A 21,185-nucleotide genomic window follows, 5' to 3' on the forward strand; every position below is an offset into this window, starting at 1 on the left:
GGGCGTGCCGGTCATCGTAGAAGCAGGCGATGGCGAAGGCAGCCCGCTGCGCGCACAAAGCGCATGACGGATCGTGCACAGGCTCCGGGGTTTACCCTTGTCCTGGCTGTCCGCGGGGAAAGCCATGGGGCGCGACAGGCCTGCACTTTCCCATAATCACGTCCATGGCCGCACACAGATCCTTCACCTGTGCGGCGAGCAGGAGAGACCGCACATGACCGATGCCATGGTGTTGAGCACCGACGGACTGCCGCCCGGCGAGACGGCGTCGGCCTGGCACGCCTGGATGTCGCGCCTGTTTGCGGGCCTGGATACCGATGTCTATGGCGATCGCCTGTTCGAAGGCCATGTGCGCGTGGCCAATGCCGGCGATGTGGTGCTGACCCGGCTGGAGGCGGGCCGCCACCGCGTCATGCGCAGCATGCAGGGCCTGCGCGCCCATGAGTCCCCCTATCTGAAGATCGTCGCGCCCTGGGAGGGCGTGGCCAGCGTGCGCCAGCACAACCGCGAGGCCAGCGTGCGCAAGGGCAGCTGGGTGATCTATGACACGGCGCAGGAGTACGAGGTCACCAACCCCGAATGGTCCGAACACCTCATCGTGATGCTGCCGCGCCAGGCCATCGTGGACCGGGGCATCCGGCTGGAAGGGCTGATGGGGCGCAACGTGGGCGGCAGCTCGGGCATTGCCCGCATCGCGCTGGAAACCATGCGCAGCACCTACCAGGAGTTGCCCGGCATGGCGCCGCATCTGGCGCGCCGCGCGGGCGAGCTGCTGGTGGACATGGTCCATCTGTCGCTGCAGGAACTGGCCGGGCAGGGCACGGCAGGCACGCAGCAACTGGCGCTGCAGGACCGCATCCGCGCCCATGTGGCGGCCCATCTGCGCGACCCGGGCCTGTCGGTGGAGTCCGTGGCCGCCGCGCTCAACTGCAGCAAGCGCCACCTGCACAACGCCTTCGCGGACAGCCAGACCAGCCTGGGCGCCTTCATACAGCACAGCCGCCTGGAGCTGTGCATGCGCGAGCTGCTGCAGCCCGCCCAGGCGCAGCGCACCATCACCGAGGTCGCCATGGATTGCGGCTTTGGCAGCACCGCGCATTTCAGCCGCGCTTTCAAGATCTATACGGGTTTGTCGCCCTCGGATTTCAGGGCCATGCGCAAGCCGGCCGGCTGACTGCCTCGAAGCCATTGCGGGGCAGCTTGCGCTGGCGCCAGGACAGGGCAATGCCCGCATAGGACAATGCCGCCCTGTCTCTTCGCTCACTTCGGACCATTTCATGGACACCAACACACCGCTTGCCCTGCTGGGCGGGCTTACCGCTTCCCAATTCATGCGCCGCCATTGGCACAAGAAGCCCTTGCTGGTGCGCCAGGCAATCCCGGGCTTCAAGCCCCTGATTCCCCGCGCCAGGCTGCTGGCCATGGCAGGCGAGGACGGTGTGGAATCGCGCCTGATCCAGCAGCAGGACGGGGGCCACTGGAAGCTCAGCCACGGCCCGCTGTCGCGCCGCAGCCTGCCCTCGCTGCAAAAGCCCGGATGGACCGTGCTCGTGCAGGGCGTGGACCTGCACGACGACGGCGTGCACCAGCTGATGCAGCAGTTCCGCTTCGTGCCCGAGGCGCGGCTGGACGATCTGATGATCAGCTTTGCCACCGACCAGGGCGGCGTGGGCCCGCATTTCGACAGCTACGACGTCTTCCTGCTGCAGGCGCATGGCCGTCGGCGCTGGCGCATCGGCCGCCAGAAGGACCTGTCGCTGCAGCCCAATGTGCCGCTGAAGGTGCTCTCGAATTTCGAGCCCGAGGAGGAGTTCGTGCTCGAGCCCGGCGACATGCTCTACCTGCCGCCCAAGTGGGCCCATGACGGCATCGCCGAGGGCGAATGCATGACCTACTCCATCGGCTTTCGCTCGCCCGCGCGCGACGAACTGGCCCGCGAGCTGCTGCTGCGCATGTCCGACGAGCCCGATGAACCCGAAGCGCCCATGGTCTACCGCGACCCCGACCAGCCCGCCGTCGAGGCCCCGGGCGAGATTCCGTCGAGCCTGCACGACTTCGCGCGCAAGGCGCTGGAGCGCGCGCTGGCCGAGCCGCTGGCGCTGGAGCGCGCGCTGGGCGAGTACATGACCGAGCCCAAGGCCAATGTCTGGTTCGAGCATGGCGAGGAACACGGCATGTTCGAGAGCGTGGTCCTCGACCGCCGCACGCGCATGATGTATGACGCAAAACACATCTTCATCAACGGCGAAAGCTATCTGGCCGGTGGCCGCGATGCCACCCTGATGCGCAAGCTGGCCGATACGCGCGCCCTGTCACGCGCCGATCTGGCCAAGGCCAGCGATGACGCGCTGGAGCTGCTGTCCTCCTGGTTTGACGCCGGCTGGGTGCGAGGCGGGCCGCTGTCCTGAACCGGGTAGACGCTGTGACGCAGTCATGCTAAGTTCGGGCATTCACCGTTGACAGCGTTCTGCTGATTCATGACGGACTCCGATAGATTTGTAAAGAATTGTCTTGGGTTCGTCAGTAAATTGACAGCAACCTGGTTTTGTTACACAGTGGACGCCAAGGCAGCTTCTTGCTGCCCCATTCGGACTTGGCAAGAGGATTTGTGCGGAATTGTTCAGAGGTTGTCAGTTTCAGTCAGCCTCGAAAAAATCTCCCTATAATTCGCTCCAAGTTGAATGAATGTGTTTGACGTGGCCTGGCCGCCGCGTACCGGTTGCCCGCATCCGGTGGCGCAAGTGGCGGGGCCCCTCCTGTGTACTGTCTTCTTACCTACTCTCTAGGAAACTGTGATGAAGAACTCTCTGATCCTGGCTACCGTGATCGCTGCTGCAGCTCTGGCCGCTTGCGGCAAGAAGGAAGAGGCTCCGGCCCCCGCTCCCGCACCCGCCGTTGAAGCTCCCGCACCGGCAGCTCCCGCTCCCGCAGAAGCTCCTGCTGCTCCCGCCGCCGACGCTGCTGCTCCCGCAGCGCCTGCCGCCGACGCTGCAGCACCTGCTCCCGCTGCTGACGCTGCCGCTGCAGACGCCGCCAAGGCTGCTGCCGACGCTGCCGCCAAGGAAGCCACCAAGCAGTAATTCGGCCCTCGCCGATGGCAGAGGTTTCGGCCTCTGCCGCGAAAGAACCGCATCCTTCGGGCTGCGGTTTTTTTTTCGTCTTCGCTTTGCTTTGGTCCAGTAAAAAAGCCACCGGCAAATGACTGCGCGGTGGCTGCAAGCCAAGGGCAGACGCTGCCGCCCCAAGGCCCGAAAAGAGGCTTGCTTACTTCATGTCGTCGGTGATGACGCGCACGATGCGCTGGGCATTGGCCGATGTCTCGGGCTGGCCCTGGGTGTTGAGCACGGTGACGGTGGACTTGTCGCCTTCGCTGCGCACCTGGATCTGGTACTTGACCGGCGCGGCCGCATCGGGCGAGCGGCTGAACAGCTTGCTGAAGAAGCCCTTGGGCTCGACCTTGGCGTCAGGCGCGACATAGCGCACGAAGTAGATGCCGCGGCTGCGGTCACGGTCCTCCACGGTGAAGCCCGTGCGGTCCAGGGCCACGCCGACACGGCGCCAGGCGCGGTCAAATCCTTCGTCGATCTGCAGCACGGGCTGTCCGTTGGCGGATTCCATGCGCACGCTGCCGGTGGCGGCTGCCGTGGTGGTGTTGGCCTTGGCCACGGCATCGGCCTGCTCCTGGCTCACGCCGAGCTTGACCATCAGGCGGCGCAGGAATTCGGTTTCCAGTTCCGGATCGGAGGGGCGCGGCTGCCAGATGGTCTGGTCCTTCTGGGCGCTGGTGTAGACCTCCTGCATGCCGCGGTGCGTGATGTAGACCTCGGTGGAGCCGTCGGCCGAGCGCTCCAGGCGTGTGCGGAAGCGGTCGCGCTCGCTGGTGGAGTACAGGCCGTCGAAGACCTTGCCCAGCGTCTTGCGGATCACGTCCTGCGGGATCTTGGCGCGGTTCTCGGCCCAGTCGGTCTCGATGATGCCGAGCTGACGGTCTTCGGTGGTGAAGATGAAGCCGTTTTCCAGCCAGAAGTCGCGCACGGGCTCCCACAGCTGGTCGGCCGGGCGCTTGATCACCAGCCAGCGCTGTTCGCCGTTGCGCTCGATGCGCACATCACCCATTGCAACGGTGGCCGTGCGGCCTTCGCTGGGCTTTTGCGCCTTGGAGTTGGCTTCCATGGCTGCGGCGGAGACCACGCCGCCGGGCACGGCATAGCGCGAATCCGTGGACAGCTGGGTCAGGTCCGGGGGGACTTCCAGGGTGGGCGCCTGCTGCTTGCCGGCGCTCTTGTAGTCGATCTTGCTCTCTTGGAACGTGGTCGTGCAGGCTGTCAGGCCGATGGCCAGGCTCAGCAGGCTCAGACGTGCAATGGGCTGTTTCACGCGAATATCCTTGGTGCGTTCGGTCGGTGGGGCGGGGCGCCTCACAGCAGGCCAGCGGAGCCCAGGGCGGCTTCCACGGTGGCTTCCAGGTTCTTGCTCAGAGGTGTCATCGGCAGGCGCATGGCCGGGCCGCACAGGCCCAGGCGCGCTGCGGCCCACTTGACGGGAATGGGGTTGGCCTCGACGAAGAGGTTCTTGTGCACGGGCATCAGGCGCAGCTGGATGTCCATGGCGGTGCGCACATCACCGGCCAGGGCCGCCTTGCACAGATCGCTCATCAGGCGCGGTGCCACGTTGGCCGTGACGCTGATGTTGCCGTGGCCGCCGCACAGCATCAGGGCCACAGCGGTCGGGTCATCGCCGGAGTACACGCCGAAGTCCTTGGGCACTTCACGGATCAGCCATTGGGCGCGCTCGATGTTGCCCGTGGCTTCCTTGATGCCGATGATGGCGGGGATCTGCGCCAGGCGCAGCACGGTGTCGTGCTGCATGTCGGCCACGGAGCGGCCGGGCACGTTGTAGAGCACCACCGGCAGGTCGCCCACCGCTTCGGCAATCGCCTTGAAGTGCTGGTACTGGCCTTCCTGCGTGGGCTTGTTGTAGTAGGGCACGACCTGCAGCTGGCTGTCGGCGCCGACCTTCTTGGCGTAGCGGGCCAGCTCGATGGCTTCGTGCGTGCTGTTGGCGCCGCAGCCGGCCATCACGGGCACGCGGCCTGCGGCCTGCTCGACGGACACGCGGATGATTTCGCAGTGCTCCTCCACGTTGACGGTGGGGGATTCACCTGTCGTTCCCACCACGCCGATGCAGTCCGTGCCTTCGGCCACATGCCAATCGATGAGTTTTCGCAGCGCCGGGTAGTCAACACTACCGTCCTCGTGCATGGGCGTGATGAGGGCAACGATGCTGCCAGTGAGAGCGACGGAGGAGGATGTCATGTCCGCAAGAAAAAACGGGAAAGGATCATTCTAACGAGTGTCGGAGGCAGGCCCAAGGCGGGCGCCTGTAGGGATTCAGGCGATTGCAGAGCCTGACGCCTTCTGATGCGCCAGCATGGCCACGGGTTCCCGGCCTGTTGCATCGGGGCGCAGTGCCGCAATGCGCTGGACCATGCGATCGGGCTCGCCCAGCTGGCCGTGCTCGTAGGCCACGATGTGCCAGCCCGCGCAGGCCTGCAGCAGCTCGCCGGGCGCCAGCAGGAAATCGGGGCGGGAAGGCTTGCCGAAAGCCTCATTGCCCTGGGCAAAGGTTTCGTACAGCAGCACGCCGCCGGGGGCCACGCTGTCCAGCAGTGCCGGCCACAGCGGGCGCCACAGATAGTGGGTCACGACCACGGCGCCGAACTGCCGGCCGGGCAGGGGCCAGGGGCCGTTTTCGATGTCGGCGCACAGCAGCTCGCCCACGCCCTGCAGGCCGGCCAGGGCCTGGGCGTCGCGGTCCACGCCGGTCACGGCGTGGCCACGCGCATGGAACCAGCGCATGTGCCGGCCGGGGCCGCAGGCCACGTCAAGCACCGAGGCCTGGGGCGCCAGAAGGTGCGACCAGCGTTGGATCCAGGGCGAGGGCGGCGTGGCTGCGTGCATGTGCAATTTTGGAAATAAAGTGAAAGCGGCCGACATTGTGCCGCCAGGCCTTCGCCGCTGCCGCTTCCATTTCAGAAGCAGGCCCAGATCTGGTCTGCCATGCCCAGCATGAACTGCGGCTGCAGGTAGAGCATGAAGACCAGGCCCAGCACCAGCAGCACGGCGGCCCACAGCGCCAGCCTGCGCAGGATGCGTGGGCGGGGCCTGGTGGATGTGGTCATGGATGTCGTCATGTCAGGCAGCGGCCTGGGCCGCGCGCAACCGTGCCACGGGGGCTTCGCGTATGGGCAGGTTCAGCAGGCCGGCGGCCACGCCCAGGCCGATGGCCAGGTACCAGACCACCTGGTAGCTGCCTGTGTGGTCATAGAGATAGCCGCCCAGCCAGACGCCCAGGAAGCTGCCCACCTGATGGCTGAAGAACACCATGCCGCTCAACATGGACAGATGCTGCACGCCGAAGATCTGGGCCACGGTGGCATTGGTCAGCGGCACGGTGGACAGCCACAGCAGGCCCATGGCGGCAGAGAAGATATAGACCGACCAGGGCGTCAGCGGCGCCAGCAGGAAGAGCACGATCACCACCGAGCGCGTGAAGTAGATGGTGGACAGCAGATAGCGCTTTGGCAGGCGCTGGCCCAGGTTGCCGGCCACGTAGGTGCCAACGATGTTGAACAGCCCCACCAGCGCCAGCGAGATGCTGGCCACCTGCGGTGCCAGGCCGTAGTCCTTGAGGTAGCTGGGCATGTGCACTCCGATGAACATCACCTGGAAGCCGCAGACGAAGTAGCCGGCCGTCAGCAGCACGAAGCTGGGCGTGCGCAGCGCTTCGGCGACGGCCTGGCCCGCGCTCTGGTCGCGCACGGGACGGGCGTTGCCGGCCTGGAAGCCGGGCTCGCGCAGGCCGAAGGCCAGCGGAATGATCATCAGCGCGCACAGCGACAGCAGCAGCAGGGCGTTGGACCAGCCGAAGTTCGCGATCAGGCTGCCTTCCACGGGCACCATGAAGAACTGGCCGAAGGAGCCCGCCGCCGCCGTCACGCCCATGGCCCAGCTGCGCCGCGCCACGGGAATCTGGCGGCCCAGCACACCGTAGATCACGGCATAGGTGGTGCCTGCCTGGGCTGCGCCGATCACCACGCCGGCCGTCAGGGCGAACCAGGTTGTCGTGGGCGCCATGGCCATGCCGGCCAGGCCCAGCGCATACAGCAGCGCGCCCACCAGGAGCACGCGGAAGGCGCCGAAGCGGTCGGCCAGCATGCCGCCGAAGATGCCGAGCACGCCCCAGGACAGGTTCTGGATCGCGATGGCCAGCGCGAAGGACTCGCGCGTCCAGCCCATCTCCTGGGTGATGGGCTGCAGCCACAGGCCGAAGCCATGGCGGATTCCCATGGACAGCGTCACGACTGCGCCCCCGCACAGCAGTATCTGCACCATGGACATGGGTTGGTTGTTTTTTTGCATGCGGCAAACTTTAGCGAAACTCCGGGTTTTGCGCTGTGCCGCTTGGGTCGCCCATGCGCCAGCGCGGCCCTTGATGGCAGCGGCTTTTTCGGGATAGTCAATGTCAATGACTGTGAATGCATCCAGCACTGAGCCGGGCCGCGCACTACAATCCGCCCCCATGGCAGTCAAACCATCTCCCACTTCCGCCAGCGAATACTCCGAAGGCTCGATACGCGTGCTCAAGGGCCTTGAGCCCGTCAAGCAGCGTCCCGGCATGTACACGCGCACCGACAACCCCCTGCATGTGCTGCAGGAGGTGATCGACAACGCGGCCGACGAGGCACTGGCCGGCTTCGGCAAGAAAATCCGCTTCACCCTGCATTCCGACGGCTCCTACAGCGTCGAAGACGACGGCCGGGGCATCCCCTTCGGCATGCATCCCGAGGAAAAGGCGCCCGTGGTGGAGCTGGTCTTCACGCGGCTGCATGCGGGCGGCAAGTTCGACAAGGGCAAGGGCGGCGCCTACAGCTTCTCGGGCGGCCTGCACGGCGTGGGCGTCTCGGTCACGAACGCGCTGGCCACGCGCCTTGAGGCCTGCATCCACCGCGAGGGCAAGGTGGCCACCATCGCCTTCTCGGGCGGTGACGTGGTCGAGCCTCTGCAGTCGCGGCCGCTGGCCGCGGGCGAACGCAAGCAGGGCACGACCGTGCGCGTGTGGCCCGATGCCCGCTATTTCGAATCGCCCCAGCTGCCCATGGGCGAGCTGATGCACCTGCTGCGCAGCAAGGCCGTGCTCATGCCCGGCGTGTCGGTGACCCTGGTCAACGAGAAGACGCGCGACACCCAGACCTGGCAGTTCAAGGGTGGCCTGCGCGACTACCTGCAGCAAAGCCTGCATGGCGAGGCGGTCATCCCACTGTTCGAGGGCGAGGGCTTTGCCGACCGCCACCACGACAGCTTTGCCGAAGGCGAGGGCGCCGCCTGGTGCGTGGCCTTCACCGAGGACGGCGCACCGCTGCGCGAAAGCTATGTCAACCTGATCCCGACCACCGCCGGCGGCACGCATGACAGCGGCCTGCGCGACGGCCTGTTCCAGGCGGTCAAGGCCTTCATCGAGATGCACTCGCTGCTGCCCAAGGGCGTCAAGCTCATGCCGGACGACGTGTTTGCGCGCGCCAGCTATGTGCTCAACGCCAAGGTGCTGGACCCGCAGTTCCAGGGCCAGATCAAGGAGCGCCTGAACTCGCGCGATGCCGTGCGCCTGGTCAGCGGCTATGTGCGCCCCGCGCTGGAGCTGTGGCTCAACGAGCACGTGGAATGGGGCCGCAAGCTGGCCGAGATCGCCATCAAGGCCGCGCAGACCCGCCAGAAGGCGGGCCAGAAGGTCGAAAAGCGCAAGGGCTCGGGCGTGGCCGTGCTGCCGGGCAAGCTCACCGATTGCGAAAGCCGCGACCTGAGCCTGAACGAGGTCTTCCTGGTCGAGGGCGACTCGGCCGGCGGCAGCGCCAAGATGGGCCGCAACAAGGAAACCCAGGCCGTGCTGCCCCTGCGCGGCAAGGTGCTCAACACCTGGGAGGTGGACCGCGACCGGCTGTTCGCCAACAACGAAATCCATGACATCTCGGTGGCCATCGGCGTGGACCCGCATGGCCCCAACGACACGCCCGACCTGTCGGGCCTGCGCTATGGCAAGGTCTGCATTCTTTCGGATGCCGACGTGGATGGCTCGCACATCCAGGTGCTGCTGCTGACGCTGTTCTTCCGCCATTTCCCCAAGCTCATCGAGGCCGGCCACATCCATGTGGCGCTGCCGCCGCTGTTCCGTGTGGACGTGCCTGCGCGCGGCAAGAAGCCTGCGGCCAAGATGTACGCGCTGGACGAGGGCGAGCTGACCGCCATCCTGGACAAATCGGCCAAGGACGGCGTGCCGCGCGAGAAATGCCAGATCAGCCGCTTCAAGGGCCTGGGCGAGATGAATGCGGAGCAGCTGTGGGAGACCACGCTCAACCCCGACACGCGCCGCCTGCTGCCCGTGCAGTTCATGAACCTGGACTTCGCGGCGGCCGAGCAGGTCGTCACCAAGCTCATGGGCAAGGGCGAGGCCGCAGCGCGCCGCGAGCTCATGGAGCTCCATGGCGACGCCATTGAAGTCGACATCTGACCCATGACTGTGCTCCGCGCCGCCCTGAAGCACCGCCCGCACCCGGCGCGCGGCGCCTGGGTGCGCGCGCTGGCGGCGCTGGGCCTGGCCCTGGCGCTGTGGGGGCTGGCGCGGCCGGCGCATGCCGATCTCTGGGCCTTCGTGGACGAGCGCGGCATCACGCACTTCGCTGCCGAGGCGCTGGACGAGCGCTACAGGCTGTACTTTCGCGGCTCGGTCTATGACAGCGCCGAGCAGGGGCTCAAGCCCCCGATGGTGCAGGCCGAGGCCGCTGCCGACGCTGACGGCAGCGGCGATGCCGGCCGCAGGCTGCAGGCGCATACGCGGCTGCAAAGCTTCTTCGACATCTCGCCGCGCTACAAGAGCGTGCGCGGCCATCTGCGCAAGGCGGCGGACCACACGGGCGTGGACTACGACCTGCTCAAGGCCGTGATCGCCGTCGAGTCGGGCTTTGACGCGCAGGCCATCTCGCCCAAGGGGGCGGTCGGCCTGATGCAACTGATGCCGGCCACGGCCCAGCGCTTCGGCGTGGAGGCCAGCCGCCAGCGCAGCGTGCAGCAGCAACTGGCCGATCCGGCTGTCAACGTGCCGGCCGGCGCGCGCTACCTCAACCATCTGATGGGGCTGTTCCCCGGCCGGCTGGACCTGGTGCTGGCCGCCTACAACGCAGGCGAGGGCGCCGTGCGGCGCGCGGGCCAGGCCATCCCTCCCTTCCAGGAAACCCGCAATTACGTGAAGGCCGTGCTCGGCATCTACGAGCAGCTGCAGGGCGGGCGCGAGCGCGCGGGCCCTGCAGCGCCTGCAGCAGCGGCGTTGCCGGGCACCACGCCCCGGGTGCGCATGACGCTGCCTACAGGACTGCCCACGCCGCAATGAGCGGCATTCATTGCATTTTTTGAGATCACGAATTTCTTCATGAGCGACCAAACCTCTCTGGATCTGGCACAACAGGCGGCCGGCGATGCACTGGACCTGGGCCAGTACGCGCAACGGGCCTATCTCGAATACGCACTGTCCGTGGTCAAGGGCCGGGCACTGCCCGATGTGACCGACGGCCTCAAGCCCGTGCAGCGGCGCATTCTGTACGCCATGGACCGCATGGGCCTGAGCTACAGCGGTCCCAACCACAACACGGCGGCCAAGCCCGTCAAGAGCGCACGCGTGGTCGGCGATGTGCTGGGCCGCTTTCACCCGCACGGCGACCAGTCGGCCTACGACGCGCTGGTGCGCATGGCGCAGGACTTCAACCAGCGCTATCCGCTGGTCGATGGCCAGGGCAACTTCGGCAGCCGCGACGGCGACGGCGCAGCCGCCATGCGCTACACCGAGGCGCGCCTGTCCAAGATCACGGGTCTGCTGCTCGACGAGATCGACATGGGCACGGTGGACTTCGTGCCCAACTACGACGGCAGCACGCAGGAGCCGCAGCAACTGCCCGCGCGCCTGCCGTTCGCCCTGCTCAATGGCGCCAGCGGCATTGCCGTGGGCCTGGCCACGGAAATCCCCAGCCACAACCTGCGCGAGGTGGCCGACGCCTGCGTGGCCCTGATCAAGCGGCCCCAGCTCAGCGACGAGGAACTGTTCCAGATCATCCCCGGCCCCGACTATCCGGGCGGCGGGCAGATCATCAGCAGCGCCTCCGACATCCAGGACGCCTATCGCACGGGCCGTGGCAGCCTCAAGCTGCGCGCGCGCTGGAAGATCGAGGAGCTGGCGCGCGGCCAGTGGCAGATCGTGGTGACCGAGCTGCCGCCCGGCGTCTCGGCGCAGAAGGTGCTCGAAGAGATCGAGGACATCACCAATCCCAAGGTCAAGACCGGCAAGAAGGCCTTGAGCCAGGAACAGACCCAGCTCAAGGCCAGCATGCTGGCCGTGCTCGACGGCGTGCGCGACGAGTCCAGCAAGGATGCGCCGGTGCGCCTGGTCTTCGAGCCCAAGACCGGCAAGGTGCCGCAGCAGGAACTGATCACGGCGCTGCTGGCGCATACCAGCCTGGAGTCGTCCAGCTCCATCAACCTGACCATGATCGGCCTGGATGGCCGCCCGGTGCAGAAAAGCCTGCGCCTGATGCTCGAGGAATGGATCGCCTTCCGCCAGACCACGGTCACGCGGCGCAGCCAGCACCGGCTGGCCAAGGTGCTGGACCGCATCCACATCCTCGAAGGCCGCCAGGCCGTGCTGCTGAACATCGACAAGGTCATCGCCATCATCCGGGCCAGCGACGAGCCCCGGCAGGCGCTGATCGATGCCTTTGCGCTGTCCGAGCGCCAGGCCGACGACATTCTGGAAATCCGCCTGCGCCAGCTGGCGCGGCTGGAGGCCATCAAGATCGAGCAGGAACTCAAGGAGCTGCGCACGGAGCAAGGCAAGCTCGAAGACATCCTGGGCAGCGAAAGCACCATGCGCCGCCTGATCTGCAAGGAGATCGAGGCCGATGCCAAGCAGTTCGCCGATGCGCGCCGCACGCTGATCCAGGAGGAAAAGAAGGTAGTCGCCGAGGTCAAGGTGGTCGATGAACCCACCACGGTCATCATCTCGGACAAGGGCTGGGTGCGCACGCGCCAGGGCCATGGCGTCGATGCGGGCACGCTGAGCTTCAAGGCCGGCGACAGCCTGCACGGCACCTTCGAATGCCGCACCGTGGACCAGTTGCTGGCCTTTGGCAGCAATGGCCGCATCTATTCGGTGCCGGTGGCCCAACTGCCCGGCGGGCGCGGCGATGGCCAGCCCGTGACCACGCTCATCGAGCTGGAGGCCGGCACCCAGATCCTGTACTACTTCGCCGGTGCCGAGGGCACGGCGCTGCTGCTGTCGGGGTCGGGTGGCTACGGCTTCGTGGCCATGGTGAGCGACATGGTCTCGCGCCAGAAGGCGGGCAAGGCCTTCGTCACGCTGGCCGACGGCGAGACGCTGTGCGCCCCGTCCACGGCCTACGGCGTGCCCATGGGCGCACGTGCGGAGCCGCAGGAAGGCGAGCAGGGCGCGGGCCTGCTGCTGCCGGCCACGCATGTGATCTGCGCTTCCACGGGTGGCCGCATCCTCACCTTCGAGATCGCCAGCCTCAAGCACATGGCCAAGGGCGGTCGCGGGCTGATGCTGCTCGATCTGGAGGACAAGGACACGCTGGCGGGCGCTGCCGCCTACACGCGCAGCATCCGCATCGATGGCCTGGGCCGCGGCGGCAAGGAGCGCAGCGAGACGCTGGAGATCCGCAGTCTCAACAATGCCCGTGGCACGCGCGGCCGCAAGGGCAAGTCGGCCGACCTGGGCTTCAAGCCGCAAAGCGTGACGCGCGTGGAGTAAGAACGCGGCTGCCCCTGCAATGCCCTCCGCGAAAGGGGCGGATCAGGGGTTTCCTCTGGGTTTTTCCGCCCACCAGGCCCTCTTCCAGGCCTCAACATGGAGTCTTCCAAAATGAGGGAGACTGGATATGCTGCGACTTCGCATGGCACACAAGCTGTGGCTTGCAGTGGCCGCCATCGTGGTGGCGCTGGTGGGCGTGGTCGGCTTGTCGGGCTATCGCTCGGCCCAGGTCCAGGCCCGGTCCGAGGCGGTGACCCAGGAGATGCAGGCGCGGGTCCAGGCCGCCGTGCGCTGGATGGGGCTGACCGAAACCAACGCAGCCCGCACCCAGGCCGTGGTGGTCAGCAGTGATGCCGCCGTCGAGGCCGAGTTCAAGGACGTGATCTCCGCCACCTCGGCGCGGATCACCGAGGTGCAGAAATCGCTGGAAGCCATGCCCCTGTCCGACGCAGACAAGGCGCAGATGGCCAGGATTGCGGCAGCCCGCAAGACCATGATCGAACTGCGTGCCCAGGCACGCCAGCTCAAGGCCGACGGCCGGCAGGACCAGGCGTTGGTCCTGGTCAAGCAGTCCTACAACCCCGCCGTGGATGCCTACCTGCAGTCGCTGCGCGACTTCGTGCAGATGCAGGAGCAGGTGGCGCGCAGCAGCCAGCAAGAGATGGCCGCCTCGCGCAGGCTCACCGTGGGCTTTGCCGCTGCGGCCGTGGGCCTGCTGCTGCTGGGCATCGTCATCGGCGCCCATTTCCTGATTGCCAGCATCCGCCGGCCCCTGGCCGAGGCCAGCGAACTGGCCGAACGCATTGCCGCAGGAGACCTGAGCGCAGGCGTGCAGGGACAGGCGCAGCGTGCTGATGAATTCGGCGACCTGCTGCGCTCGCTGCAGGCCATGAGCGAATCGCTGTCGGGCATGGTGCAGCAGGTGCGCCAGAGCACGGACAGCATCGCCATCGCCAGCGCCGAGATCGCCACCGGCAACCAGGACCTGTCCGTGCGCACCGAGCAGACCTCCAGCAACCTGCAGGAGACGGCTGCCGCCATGGAGCAGTTCACCAGCACGCTGCAGCAAAGCGCCAGCAGTGCCCAGCAGGCCAGCAGCCTGGCGGCGGGCGCGTCACAGGTGGCGCAGCGCGGCGGCGAGGTCGTGGCCCGGGTGGTCGAGACCATGAAGGGCATCAACGACAGCAGCCGGCAGATTGCCGACATCGTCGGCGTCATCGACTCCATTGCCTTCCAGACCAACATCCTGGCGCTGAACGCCGCCGTGGAGGCGGCCCGCGCCGGCGAGCAGGGCCGTGGCTTTGCCGTGGTGGCCAGCGAGGTGCGCACGCTGGCACAGCGCAGCGCGGCGGCTGCCAAGGAAATCCGCCAGCTCATCGGCGCTTCGGTGGAGCGGGTGGAGGACGGCGCCCGTCTGGTGGGCGATGCCGGCACCACCATGGAGGGCATCGTGCAGTCCGTGCAGCGCGTGGCCGACACCATCAGCGAGATCACGGCGGCCTCTTCGGAGCAAAGCGCGGGCGTGGCCCAGGTCAACCAGGCCGTGGGACAGCTGGACCAGATGACGCAGCAGAACGCGGCCCTGGTCGAGCAAAGCGCGGCCGCAGCGCAAAGCCTGCGGGAGCAGGCCGAGCAGCTGTCGCGCACGGTGGCGGTGTTCAAGGTGGCGCACCTGGCGCCTTCGCCGACGACGCTCGCAAGGCAGGCTGCGCCGGCGGTGCGCACTGCGCACAGCGCTGCCGCAGCGCCAAGGCGGCCGGCAGCAGCCGTGGCGCCTGCGGCTGCCGGGCCGGTTGCCGCGCGGCCTGCCGCAGCAAGGGCGGCGGCGCCCAAGCTGGCCTCGGCGCCCCGGCCTGCCGCACCGGCAGCCGAGGATGGCCAATGGGAGAGTTTCTAGCCGCCTGCGAGCACGGCGGCGCCGTGCGGCGGCATGCTGCCGATCAGGCCAGTTCGGCGATCAGCTCGATTTCCACGCAGGAGCCCAGCGGAATCTGGGCCACGCCGAAGGCGCTGCGCGCATGCGTGCCGGCATCGCCGAAGACCTGGCCCAGGAGCTCGCTGCAGCCGTTGGCCACCAGGTGCTGCTCGGTGTAGTCGCCCGTGGAGTTGACCAGGCACATCAGCTTGACGATGCGGCGCACGCGGCCCAGGTCGCCGCCGGCGGCGTGCTGCAGCGTGCCCATCAGGTCGATGGCGATGGCGCGCGCGGCCTGCTGGCCGTCGGCAGTCTGCAGATCACGGCCCAGCTGGCCGGCCCAGACCTTGCCGTCCTTGCGCGCGATATGGCCGCTCAGGAACACCAGATTGCCCGTCTGCACATAGGGCACGTAGGCCGCCGCCGGGATGGCAGGCGACGGCAGTTCGATGTTCAGGGCCTTCAGTTGTTCGTAAACGCTCATCGTTGATTCCTTCGAGACAAGAAAAATCCGGCACCAGTGCCGGGGTGGCGGACAGTGTGACACAGCCCCTTGCACCCTGGCATGTCAGGGCCTGGGCTTCCGCCAGTCTGATTGTTGTCTGAATCCGAGGCGCTGCATGGTGGCTGCGCGGCATCCGCTCCTAGCATGTGTGGATGCACCCTGCGGCACCTGCCCAAACCCTCTCACCGTCTTCCTGGACGCCCCTGCTGCTCGGCTGCGTGGCCGGTGCGGCCTGGCAGGTCACGCAGCCGCGCCTGTGGCCGCTGTGGATGTATCTGCTCTTGGCGGGCATGGGGCTGGCAGGCCTGGCATGGAGGGCATGGCGGGCATGGGCAGGCCGGCGCGATCGTGGTATGCACCGCCTGTGGGCCGCTGTCTGCGCCGCCTTGCTGGTGGGCGGGTTGACCGGCTGGCGAGCCCAGGACTTTGCGGGCCAGGCGCTGTCGTCGGAGCTGGAGGGGCGTGACCTGCACATCGTCGGCGTCGTGGCATCGCTTCCCCAGAACATGGCCCAGGGCATGCGCTGGCGCATGGAGGTGGAGCAGGCTCGGATCGCCGGCAGCGAAGAGGTCTTGGCGCCGTTTCCTGCACTGATCGAACTGTCCTGGTACGCCCCCCGGGGCCGGCAGTCCAGGGGTATTGCCATGCTGCCCGATCTGCGGCCGGGCCAGCGCTGGGCGCTGACCGTGCGCCTCAAGCGCCCGCATGGCGCGCGCAATCCCCATGGTTTCGACTATGAGCTGTGGCAGTGGGAGCAGGGCGTGCAGGCCACGGGCCATGTGCGCGAACAGCCCGCTGCACGCCCACTGGCCGACACCGGAAGCCATGCCCTGCAGCGCTGGCGCCAGCAGATGCGCGACGCCATCCTGGGCCGCACGTTCGCGCTTGCGGCATCCCTGCAGCGCATCGGCCTGGACCCTGCCCATGCGCCGCGCATGCTGGGTGTGGTGGCCGCCCTGGCCATGGGTGATCAGCAGGCCATTGCGCGGGATGACTGGGCACTGTTCCGGCATACCGGCGTGGCCCATCTGATGAGCATTTCCGGCCTGCACATCACCTTGTTCGCCTGGCTGGCAGCCCTGGTGGTGGGACGGCTTTGGCGCTGCAGCGCACGGGCCTGCCTGTGGTGCCCGGCGCCGCAGGCGGCCCTGCTGGCCGGCGTGCTGCTGGCGGGCGGCTATGCGCTGTTCAGCGGCTGGGGCCTGCCGGCACAGCGCACCGTCTGCATGCTGGCCAGCGTGGCTGCGTTGCGCGGCGCCGGACTGCGCTGGCCCTGGCCCGCCGTGTGGTGCCTGGCGCTGGCCGTGGTCGTGGTGCTGGACCCCTGGGCCCTGTGGCAGGCCGGCTTCTGGCTGAGCTTTGTGGCAGTGGGCGTGCTGCTGGCCACCGATGCGCGCATGCAGGGCGCGCAGCGGCCTTCGCTGCCTGCCCGTGCGCTGGCCCTGTGGGGCGAGCAATGGCGCATCTCGCTGGCGCTGGCGCCGCTGGGCCTGATGCTGTTCGGCCAGCTGTCGCTGTCGGGGCTGCTGGCCAATCTGGCGGCCATTCCCTGGGTGACCTTCGTGGTCACGCCGCTGGCCCTGCTGGGTGCCTTGTGGCCGCCCTTGTGGACAGGCGCGGCGCTGGCGCTGGCCCCGCTGCTGGAGCTGCTGCAATGGCTGGACCAGTGGGCATGGGCCGTGGTGCAACTGCCGCAGCCGCCGCTGTGGGCAGGGCTGGCTGCGCTGTGCGGTGGCCTGGCGCTGGTGGCTCCGGTGCCTGCCGGATGGCGCTGCTGGGGCCTGGCCATGTGCCTGCCGGCCCTGTGGTGGCCGTCGCCAGCACCGGCGCATGGCGAGTTCGACCTGATGGCCGTGGACATAGGCCAGGGCAATGCCGTGCTGGTGCGCACGGCGCGGCATGCCTTGCTGTATGACGCGGGGCCGCAGTACGGCCTGGACAGCAATGCAGGCGACCGGGTGCTGGTGCCGCTGCTGCAGGCTCTGGGTCTGAGGCTGGATGCCCTGTGGCTCAGCCACCGCGACAATGACCACACGGGCGGTGCATTGGCCGTGCGTGCCGCGCAGCCGCAGGCGGAGGTCTGGGGATCGGATTCCGTGATCCTCGACCCTGCGCTGGCCGGCCTGGGCGCTGTGCGCCGCTGCCAGGCGGGCCAGCACTGGGAATGGGATGGCGTGCGGCTGGAGGTGCTGCATCCGCCTGCCGGCGAACGGTTGCCCTCCGCACGGGCGCTGGCCCATGCCAATGCGGGCAGCTGCGTGCTGTTGCTGCGCTCGGCATCTGGCGTGCAGGCCTTGCTGGCCGGTGACATCGAGGCTGCGCAGGAGCGGTCACTGGCAAGGGCCGGCGCCCTCACGCCCGTGCAGTGGCTGCTGGTGCCCCACCACGGCAGCCGCACTTCATCGAGCACCGCCCTGGTGCAGGCCCTGGCACCGCGCTGGGCCATGGTGCAGGCGGGATATCGCAGCCGTTATGGCCATCCTGTCCCCGAGGTGGTGCGCCGCTATGAGGCCCATGGCGCCGGCGTGGTGCAGTCGGCCCGCTGCGGTGCGGCGCACTGGCGCTCTTCGGACCCCATGCACCTGGTCTGCGAGCGGGAAAGGGCGCGCCGCTATTGGGATGTGCACGTCACGCAGGGGCAGGGCGGATAGGGCGTGCGCCGATGGCGGAGCAGGATGCATATGCTGGATACCGCTTGTCCGGATTGAGGTTACCTATCGCTACACTGGTGCGATACGAGGGCTGGCCCGTAGCTTGCTAGACCCCGTACACATGCAGCGACAGGAGGTGACGAATGCATCCATTTGACGAGATGTACACGATGACGCCGTTCGACGGCAGCGATGTGCGCCTGCACTACAAGGACTACGCGCAATGGCTTGCGCGCCAGTCCGAACAGACGCTGCGAGCGCGCAGCGCCGAGGCCGAGATCATCTTCCGGCGCGTCGGCATCACGTTCGCCGTCTACGGCGACAAGGACGAAAGCGGCGCCGGCAACGAGCGCCTCATCCCCTTCGACCTGATACCGCGCGTCATTCCCGCACATGAGTGGTCGCGAATGCAGGCGGGCCTGGTGCAGCGCGTGACGGCGCTCAACCGCTTCCTGCACGATGTCTATCACGACCAGGAGATCCTGCGCGCGGGCCTGGTGCCGCGCGAACTGGTGCTGAACAACAGCCAGTACCGGCCCGAGATGCGGGGCCTGGCGGTGCAGGGCGGCATCTACGCCCACATTGCCGGCATCGACATCGTGCGCGCTGCCAATGCCCAGGGCGAGGGCGTGTACTACGTGCTGGAGGACAACCTGCGCGTGCCCTCGGGCGTGTCGTACATGCTGGAGAACCGGCGCATGATGATGCGGCTGTTCCCGGACCTGTTCTCGCGCCATCCCGTGGAGCCCGTGGCCCACTATCCCGACATGCTGCTGGAGACGCTGCGCGCCAGCGCGCCGGCCGGCACGCCCGAGCCCACGGTGGTGGTGCTGACGCCCGGCATGCACAACAGCGCCTACTTCGAGCATGCCTTCCTGGCCCAGCAAATGGGCGTGGAGCTGGTCGAGGGCCAGGACCTGGTGGTGGACAAGGACGTTGTCTACATGCGCACCACGCGCGGCCCGCAGCGCGTGGACGTGATCTACCGGCGCGTGGACGATGATTTTCTCGACCCCGAAGTCTTTCGCCCCACCTCCACGCTGGGCTGCCCCGGCCTCATGCGCGCCTACCGTGCCGGCAACGTGAGCATCTGCAATGCAGCGGGCACGGGTGTGGCCGATGACAAATCGGTCTACCCCTATGTGCCGGAGATGATCCGCTTCTACCTGGGCGAGGAACCCATTCTGCAGAACGTGCCGACCTGGCTGTGCCGCAAGCCCGATGACCTGCGTTACGTGCTCGACCACCTGGATGAGCTGGTGGTCAAGGAAGTCCACGGCGCCGGTGGCTACGGGATGCTGATCGGGCCTGCCGCCTCGCGCGGCGAGATCGAGGATTTCCGCCGCGCGCTCATCGCCAATCCCGGCGGCTATATCGCGCAGCCCACGCTGGCGCTGTCCACCTGCCCCACCCTGGTGGAGCAGGGCATCGCACCAAGGCACATCGATCTGCGGCCCTTCGTGCTCAGCGGCAACCAGGTGCGCATGGTGGCCGGCGGCCTCACGCGCGTGGCGCTCAAGGAGGGCTCGCTGGTGGTCAATTCATCACAGGGCGGCGGCACCAAGGACACCTGGGTGCTCGGGGCCGGTGAGTCAAACGAGGGAGGACATTGAATGCTCAGCCGTACTGCCGATCATCTGTACTGGATGTCCCGCTACACGGAGCGTGCGGAGAACACCGCCCGCATGCTCAACGTCTCCTATGACACCTCCATGCTGCCCCAGGCGCCGCAGGTGGCGCGCAAGGCCTGGCAGGGCGTGCTGTCCATCAGCGAGCTGATCCCCTCCTACGCTGCCCGCCACGGCGAGGTGCAGCGCGAGGCCGTGCTGCACTTCATGGTGCGCGACGAGAGCAACTCCTCGTCCATCGCCTCCTGCCTGCGCGCTGCGCGGGAGAACGCGCGCGCCGTGCGCGGCGCCCTGACCACCGAGGCCTGGGAGACCCAGAATCAGACCTGGCTGGAGCTCAAGCGCCTGCTGGCCGAGGGCGACTGGGAGCGCGATCCGGGCCAGTTCTTCGAATGGGTCAAGCACCGCTCGCACCTGTCGCGCGGCGTGACGCTGGGCACCATGCTGCAGGACGAGGCCTTCCACTTCCTGCGCCTGGGCACCTTCATCGAGCGCGCCGACAACACGGCACGCCTGCTGGACGTGAAGTTCCACGCCATCGAGCGTGACTACCACGGCAGCGCACGCAACGGCGCATCGGGCAAGGCGGCCACGCCGTTCGACTTCTACCACTGGAGCGCGCTGCTGCGCAGCGTCTCGGCTTTCGAGGTCTACCGCAAGGTCTACCGCGACGTGATCACGCCCGAGCGCGTGGCCGAGCTGCTGATGCTGCGCAGCGACATGCCGCGCTCGCTGCTGGCCAGCATGCTGGAGGTGGTGGCCAACCTGGAAAGCGTGGCCAACGCCCAGTCGCGCGAGACCCAGCGCAAGGCAGGCCGCCTGCTGGCCGACCTGCGCTATGCGCGCATCGACGAAATCCTGGCCACGGGCCTGCACGCCTATCTCACGCAGTTCCTGGACCGTGTGCACGACCTGGGCCAGGGCATCAGCCGGGACTTTCTGGTGCCCGCCTGAGTCCGCCGGCCGCCATGCAGCACAAAGCCGCCCTCGGGCGGCTTTGTTCATTGGTTCATGGGGCGGGCCGAATTCAGGCCTGCGCGCTGCCCAGGTCCAGCACAACGCCCTCGGCGCCGCCGATGGGCAGCACGTCGCAGTTGTCGCCAGGGCCGCCACGGTCGATCACGATGAAGCGCGCCGGCGCATTCAACGCGATCAGCGAGTGGTGCCAGACACCGCGCCGGTAGTTCACGCCCTGGCGGCCGTTGGTGATGAAGGCGCGCAGGTCGGCGGTTGCCACCTGTTCGCCCAGGGGGGCCACCACCACGATGAAGGGCTGTGCATCCAGCGGCATGAAGGCTTGGCTTCCCAGGGGGTGGCGCTCCATGCTGGTCAGCCGCAGGGGCAGCGCATAGGGCCGGGCATTGAACAGGTTGATCAGCCCATGGCCTTCGCTGCCGCCCGTGTCCACGCGGGCCAGGGCGTGGTAGCGCTCGGTCATGCCATCGTTGATGAGCAGCGGTGTGTGGCCTGTGCTGTCCAGGACCTCGCCAAACTCGGCAAAGGCCTCGGCGGTCAGCGGCTGGGCGCGCAGGCAAAGGCTGGCGGGGCGGGTCTCTGACAAGGTGTTCACGAAGTTTTGCCTCTTGTTTTCGTACTGGTAATACCAGTTTGCAGTTGGA

General features: G+C 67.6%; 17 protein-coding genes. 10 read left to right on the forward strand and 7 right to left on the reverse strand.

What is annotated here, in order from left to right; all coding sequences use genetic code 11:
- The first annotated feature begins 214 nt into the window (after nt 1-214).
- The 3 genes from AC57B5_RS26600 (at nt 215) to AC57B5_RS26610 (ending at nt 3,080) form a co-directional block, all read left to right on the forward strand.
- Nucleotides 215-1,174 carry an AraC-like ligand-binding domain-containing protein gene (locus AC57B5_RS26600; RefSeq protein ID WP_034396427.1) on the forward strand — a complete coding sequence of 320 codons (960 nt, stop codon included), beginning with the start codon at nt 215-217 and terminating at the stop codon, nt 1,172-1,174.
- Nucleotides 1,175-1,277: 103 nt separating this feature from the next.
- Nucleotides 1,278-2,408, forward strand: coding sequence for a JmjC domain-containing protein (locus AC57B5_RS26605; protein ID WP_496400639.1), 1,131 nt, complete (start codon nt 1,278-1,280; stop codon nt 2,406-2,408).
- 387 nt (nt 2,409-2,795) lie between these two features.
- The gene (locus AC57B5_RS26610) at nt 2,796-3,080 is read left to right on the forward strand and encodes a hypothetical protein (protein ID WP_012206890.1); all 285 of its coding nucleotides are present in this window, start codon (nt 2,796-2,798) and stop codon (nt 3,078-3,080) included.
- A 184-nt stretch (nt 3,081-3,264) separates the two neighbouring features.
- On the opposite strand, the gene bamC is transcribed toward AC57B5_RS26610, so the two are convergent.
- The 5 genes from bamC to AC57B5_RS26635 form a co-directional block, all read right to left on the reverse strand.
- Complete coding sequence (gene bamC, locus AC57B5_RS26615; protein WP_034396421.1) at nt 3,265-4,377, reverse strand: NlpB/DapX family lipoprotein; 1,113 nt, start codon at nt 4,375-4,377, stop codon at nt 3,265-3,267.
- 41 nt (nt 4,378-4,418) lie between these two features.
- Nucleotides 4,419-5,315: a 4-hydroxy-tetrahydrodipicolinate synthase gene (gene dapA, locus AC57B5_RS26620; protein ID WP_012206888.1), complete on the reverse strand. Its 897-nt coding sequence runs from the start codon at nt 5,313-5,315 to the stop codon at nt 4,419-4,421.
- 75 nt (nt 5,316-5,390) lie between these two features.
- Nucleotides 5,391-5,960: a class I SAM-dependent methyltransferase gene (locus tag AC57B5_RS26625; RefSeq protein WP_034396418.1), complete on the reverse strand. Its 570-nt coding sequence runs from the start codon at nt 5,958-5,960 to the stop codon at nt 5,391-5,393.
- 71 nt (nt 5,961-6,031) lie between these two features.
- Complete coding sequence (locus AC57B5_RS26630; RefSeq protein WP_013801118.1) at nt 6,032-6,181, reverse strand: hypothetical protein; 150 nt, start codon at nt 6,179-6,181, stop codon at nt 6,032-6,034.
- A 13-nt stretch (nt 6,182-6,194) separates the two neighbouring features.
- Complete coding sequence (locus AC57B5_RS26635; protein ID WP_412523740.1) at nt 6,195-7,421, reverse strand: MFS transporter; 1,227 nt, start codon at nt 7,419-7,421, stop codon at nt 6,195-6,197.
- A gap of 160 nt (nt 7,422-7,581) precedes the next feature.
- Between AC57B5_RS26635 and AC57B5_RS26640 the strand changes: the two genes are divergently transcribed.
- The 4 genes from AC57B5_RS26640 (at nt 7,582) to AC57B5_RS26655 (ending at nt 14,764) form a co-directional block, all read left to right on the forward strand.
- Entirely contained in the window at nt 7,582-9,564 is a 1,983-nt protein-coding gene (locus AC57B5_RS26640) for a DNA topoisomerase IV subunit B (RefSeq protein ID WP_012206884.1), read from the forward strand.
- Nucleotides 9,565-9,567: 3 nt separating this feature from the next.
- A complete protein-coding gene (locus tag AC57B5_RS26645) occupies nt 9,568-10,440 on the forward strand; it encodes a lytic transglycosylase domain-containing protein (protein ID WP_496400640.1) in 873 nt (290 codons plus the stop codon).
- Between the two features lie 39 nt (nt 10,441-10,479).
- Nucleotides 10,480-12,867 (forward strand): DNA topoisomerase IV subunit A, encoded by a 2,388-nt coding sequence (gene parC, locus AC57B5_RS26650; RefSeq protein ID WP_034396406.1) that lies wholly within the window; start codon nt 10,480-10,482, stop codon nt 12,865-12,867.
- Nucleotides 12,868-12,994: 127 nt separating this feature from the next.
- Entirely contained in the window at nt 12,995-14,764 is a 1,770-nt protein-coding gene (locus tag AC57B5_RS26655) for a methyl-accepting chemotaxis protein (RefSeq protein WP_496400641.1), read from the forward strand.
- A 43-nt stretch (nt 14,765-14,807) separates the two neighbouring features.
- Here the strand turns inward: AC57B5_RS26655 and AC57B5_RS26660 are convergent, their stop codons facing one another.
- Nucleotides 14,808-15,266, reverse strand: coding sequence for a RidA family protein (locus AC57B5_RS26660; protein WP_012206880.1), 459 nt, complete (start codon nt 15,264-15,266; stop codon nt 14,808-14,810).
- A gap of 173 nt (nt 15,267-15,439) precedes the next feature.
- Between AC57B5_RS26660 and AC57B5_RS26665 the strand changes: the two genes are divergently transcribed.
- From AC57B5_RS26665 to AC57B5_RS26675, 3 genes are all read left to right on the forward strand, one after another.
- Nucleotides 15,440-17,938 (forward strand): DNA internalization-related competence protein ComEC/Rec2, encoded by a 2,499-nt coding sequence (locus tag AC57B5_RS26665; protein WP_496400642.1) that lies wholly within the window; start codon nt 15,440-15,442, stop codon nt 17,936-17,938.
- A 143-nt stretch (nt 17,939-18,081) separates the two neighbouring features.
- On the forward strand, nt 18,082-19,551 hold the full coding sequence (locus AC57B5_RS26670) for a circularly permuted type 2 ATP-grasp protein (protein WP_012206878.1): 1,470 nt from the start codon (nt 18,082-18,084) through the stop codon (nt 19,549-19,551).
- A complete protein-coding gene (locus AC57B5_RS26675; RefSeq protein ID WP_012206877.1) occupies nt 19,552-20,520 on the forward strand; it encodes an alpha-E domain-containing protein in 969 nt (322 codons plus the stop codon).
- Nucleotides 20,521-20,593: 73 nt separating this feature from the next.
- Here the strand turns inward: AC57B5_RS26675 and AC57B5_RS26680 are convergent, their stop codons facing one another.
- Nucleotides 20,594-21,136 carry an ureidoglycolate lyase gene (locus tag AC57B5_RS26680; RefSeq protein ID WP_496400643.1) on the reverse strand — a complete coding sequence of 181 codons (543 nt, stop codon included), beginning with the start codon at nt 21,134-21,136 and terminating at the stop codon, nt 20,594-20,596.
- Nucleotides 21,137-21,185: the final 49 nt, after the last annotated feature.

This window comes from Delftia sp. BGA-UO-ETr-SB1, from assembly GCF_059567865.1.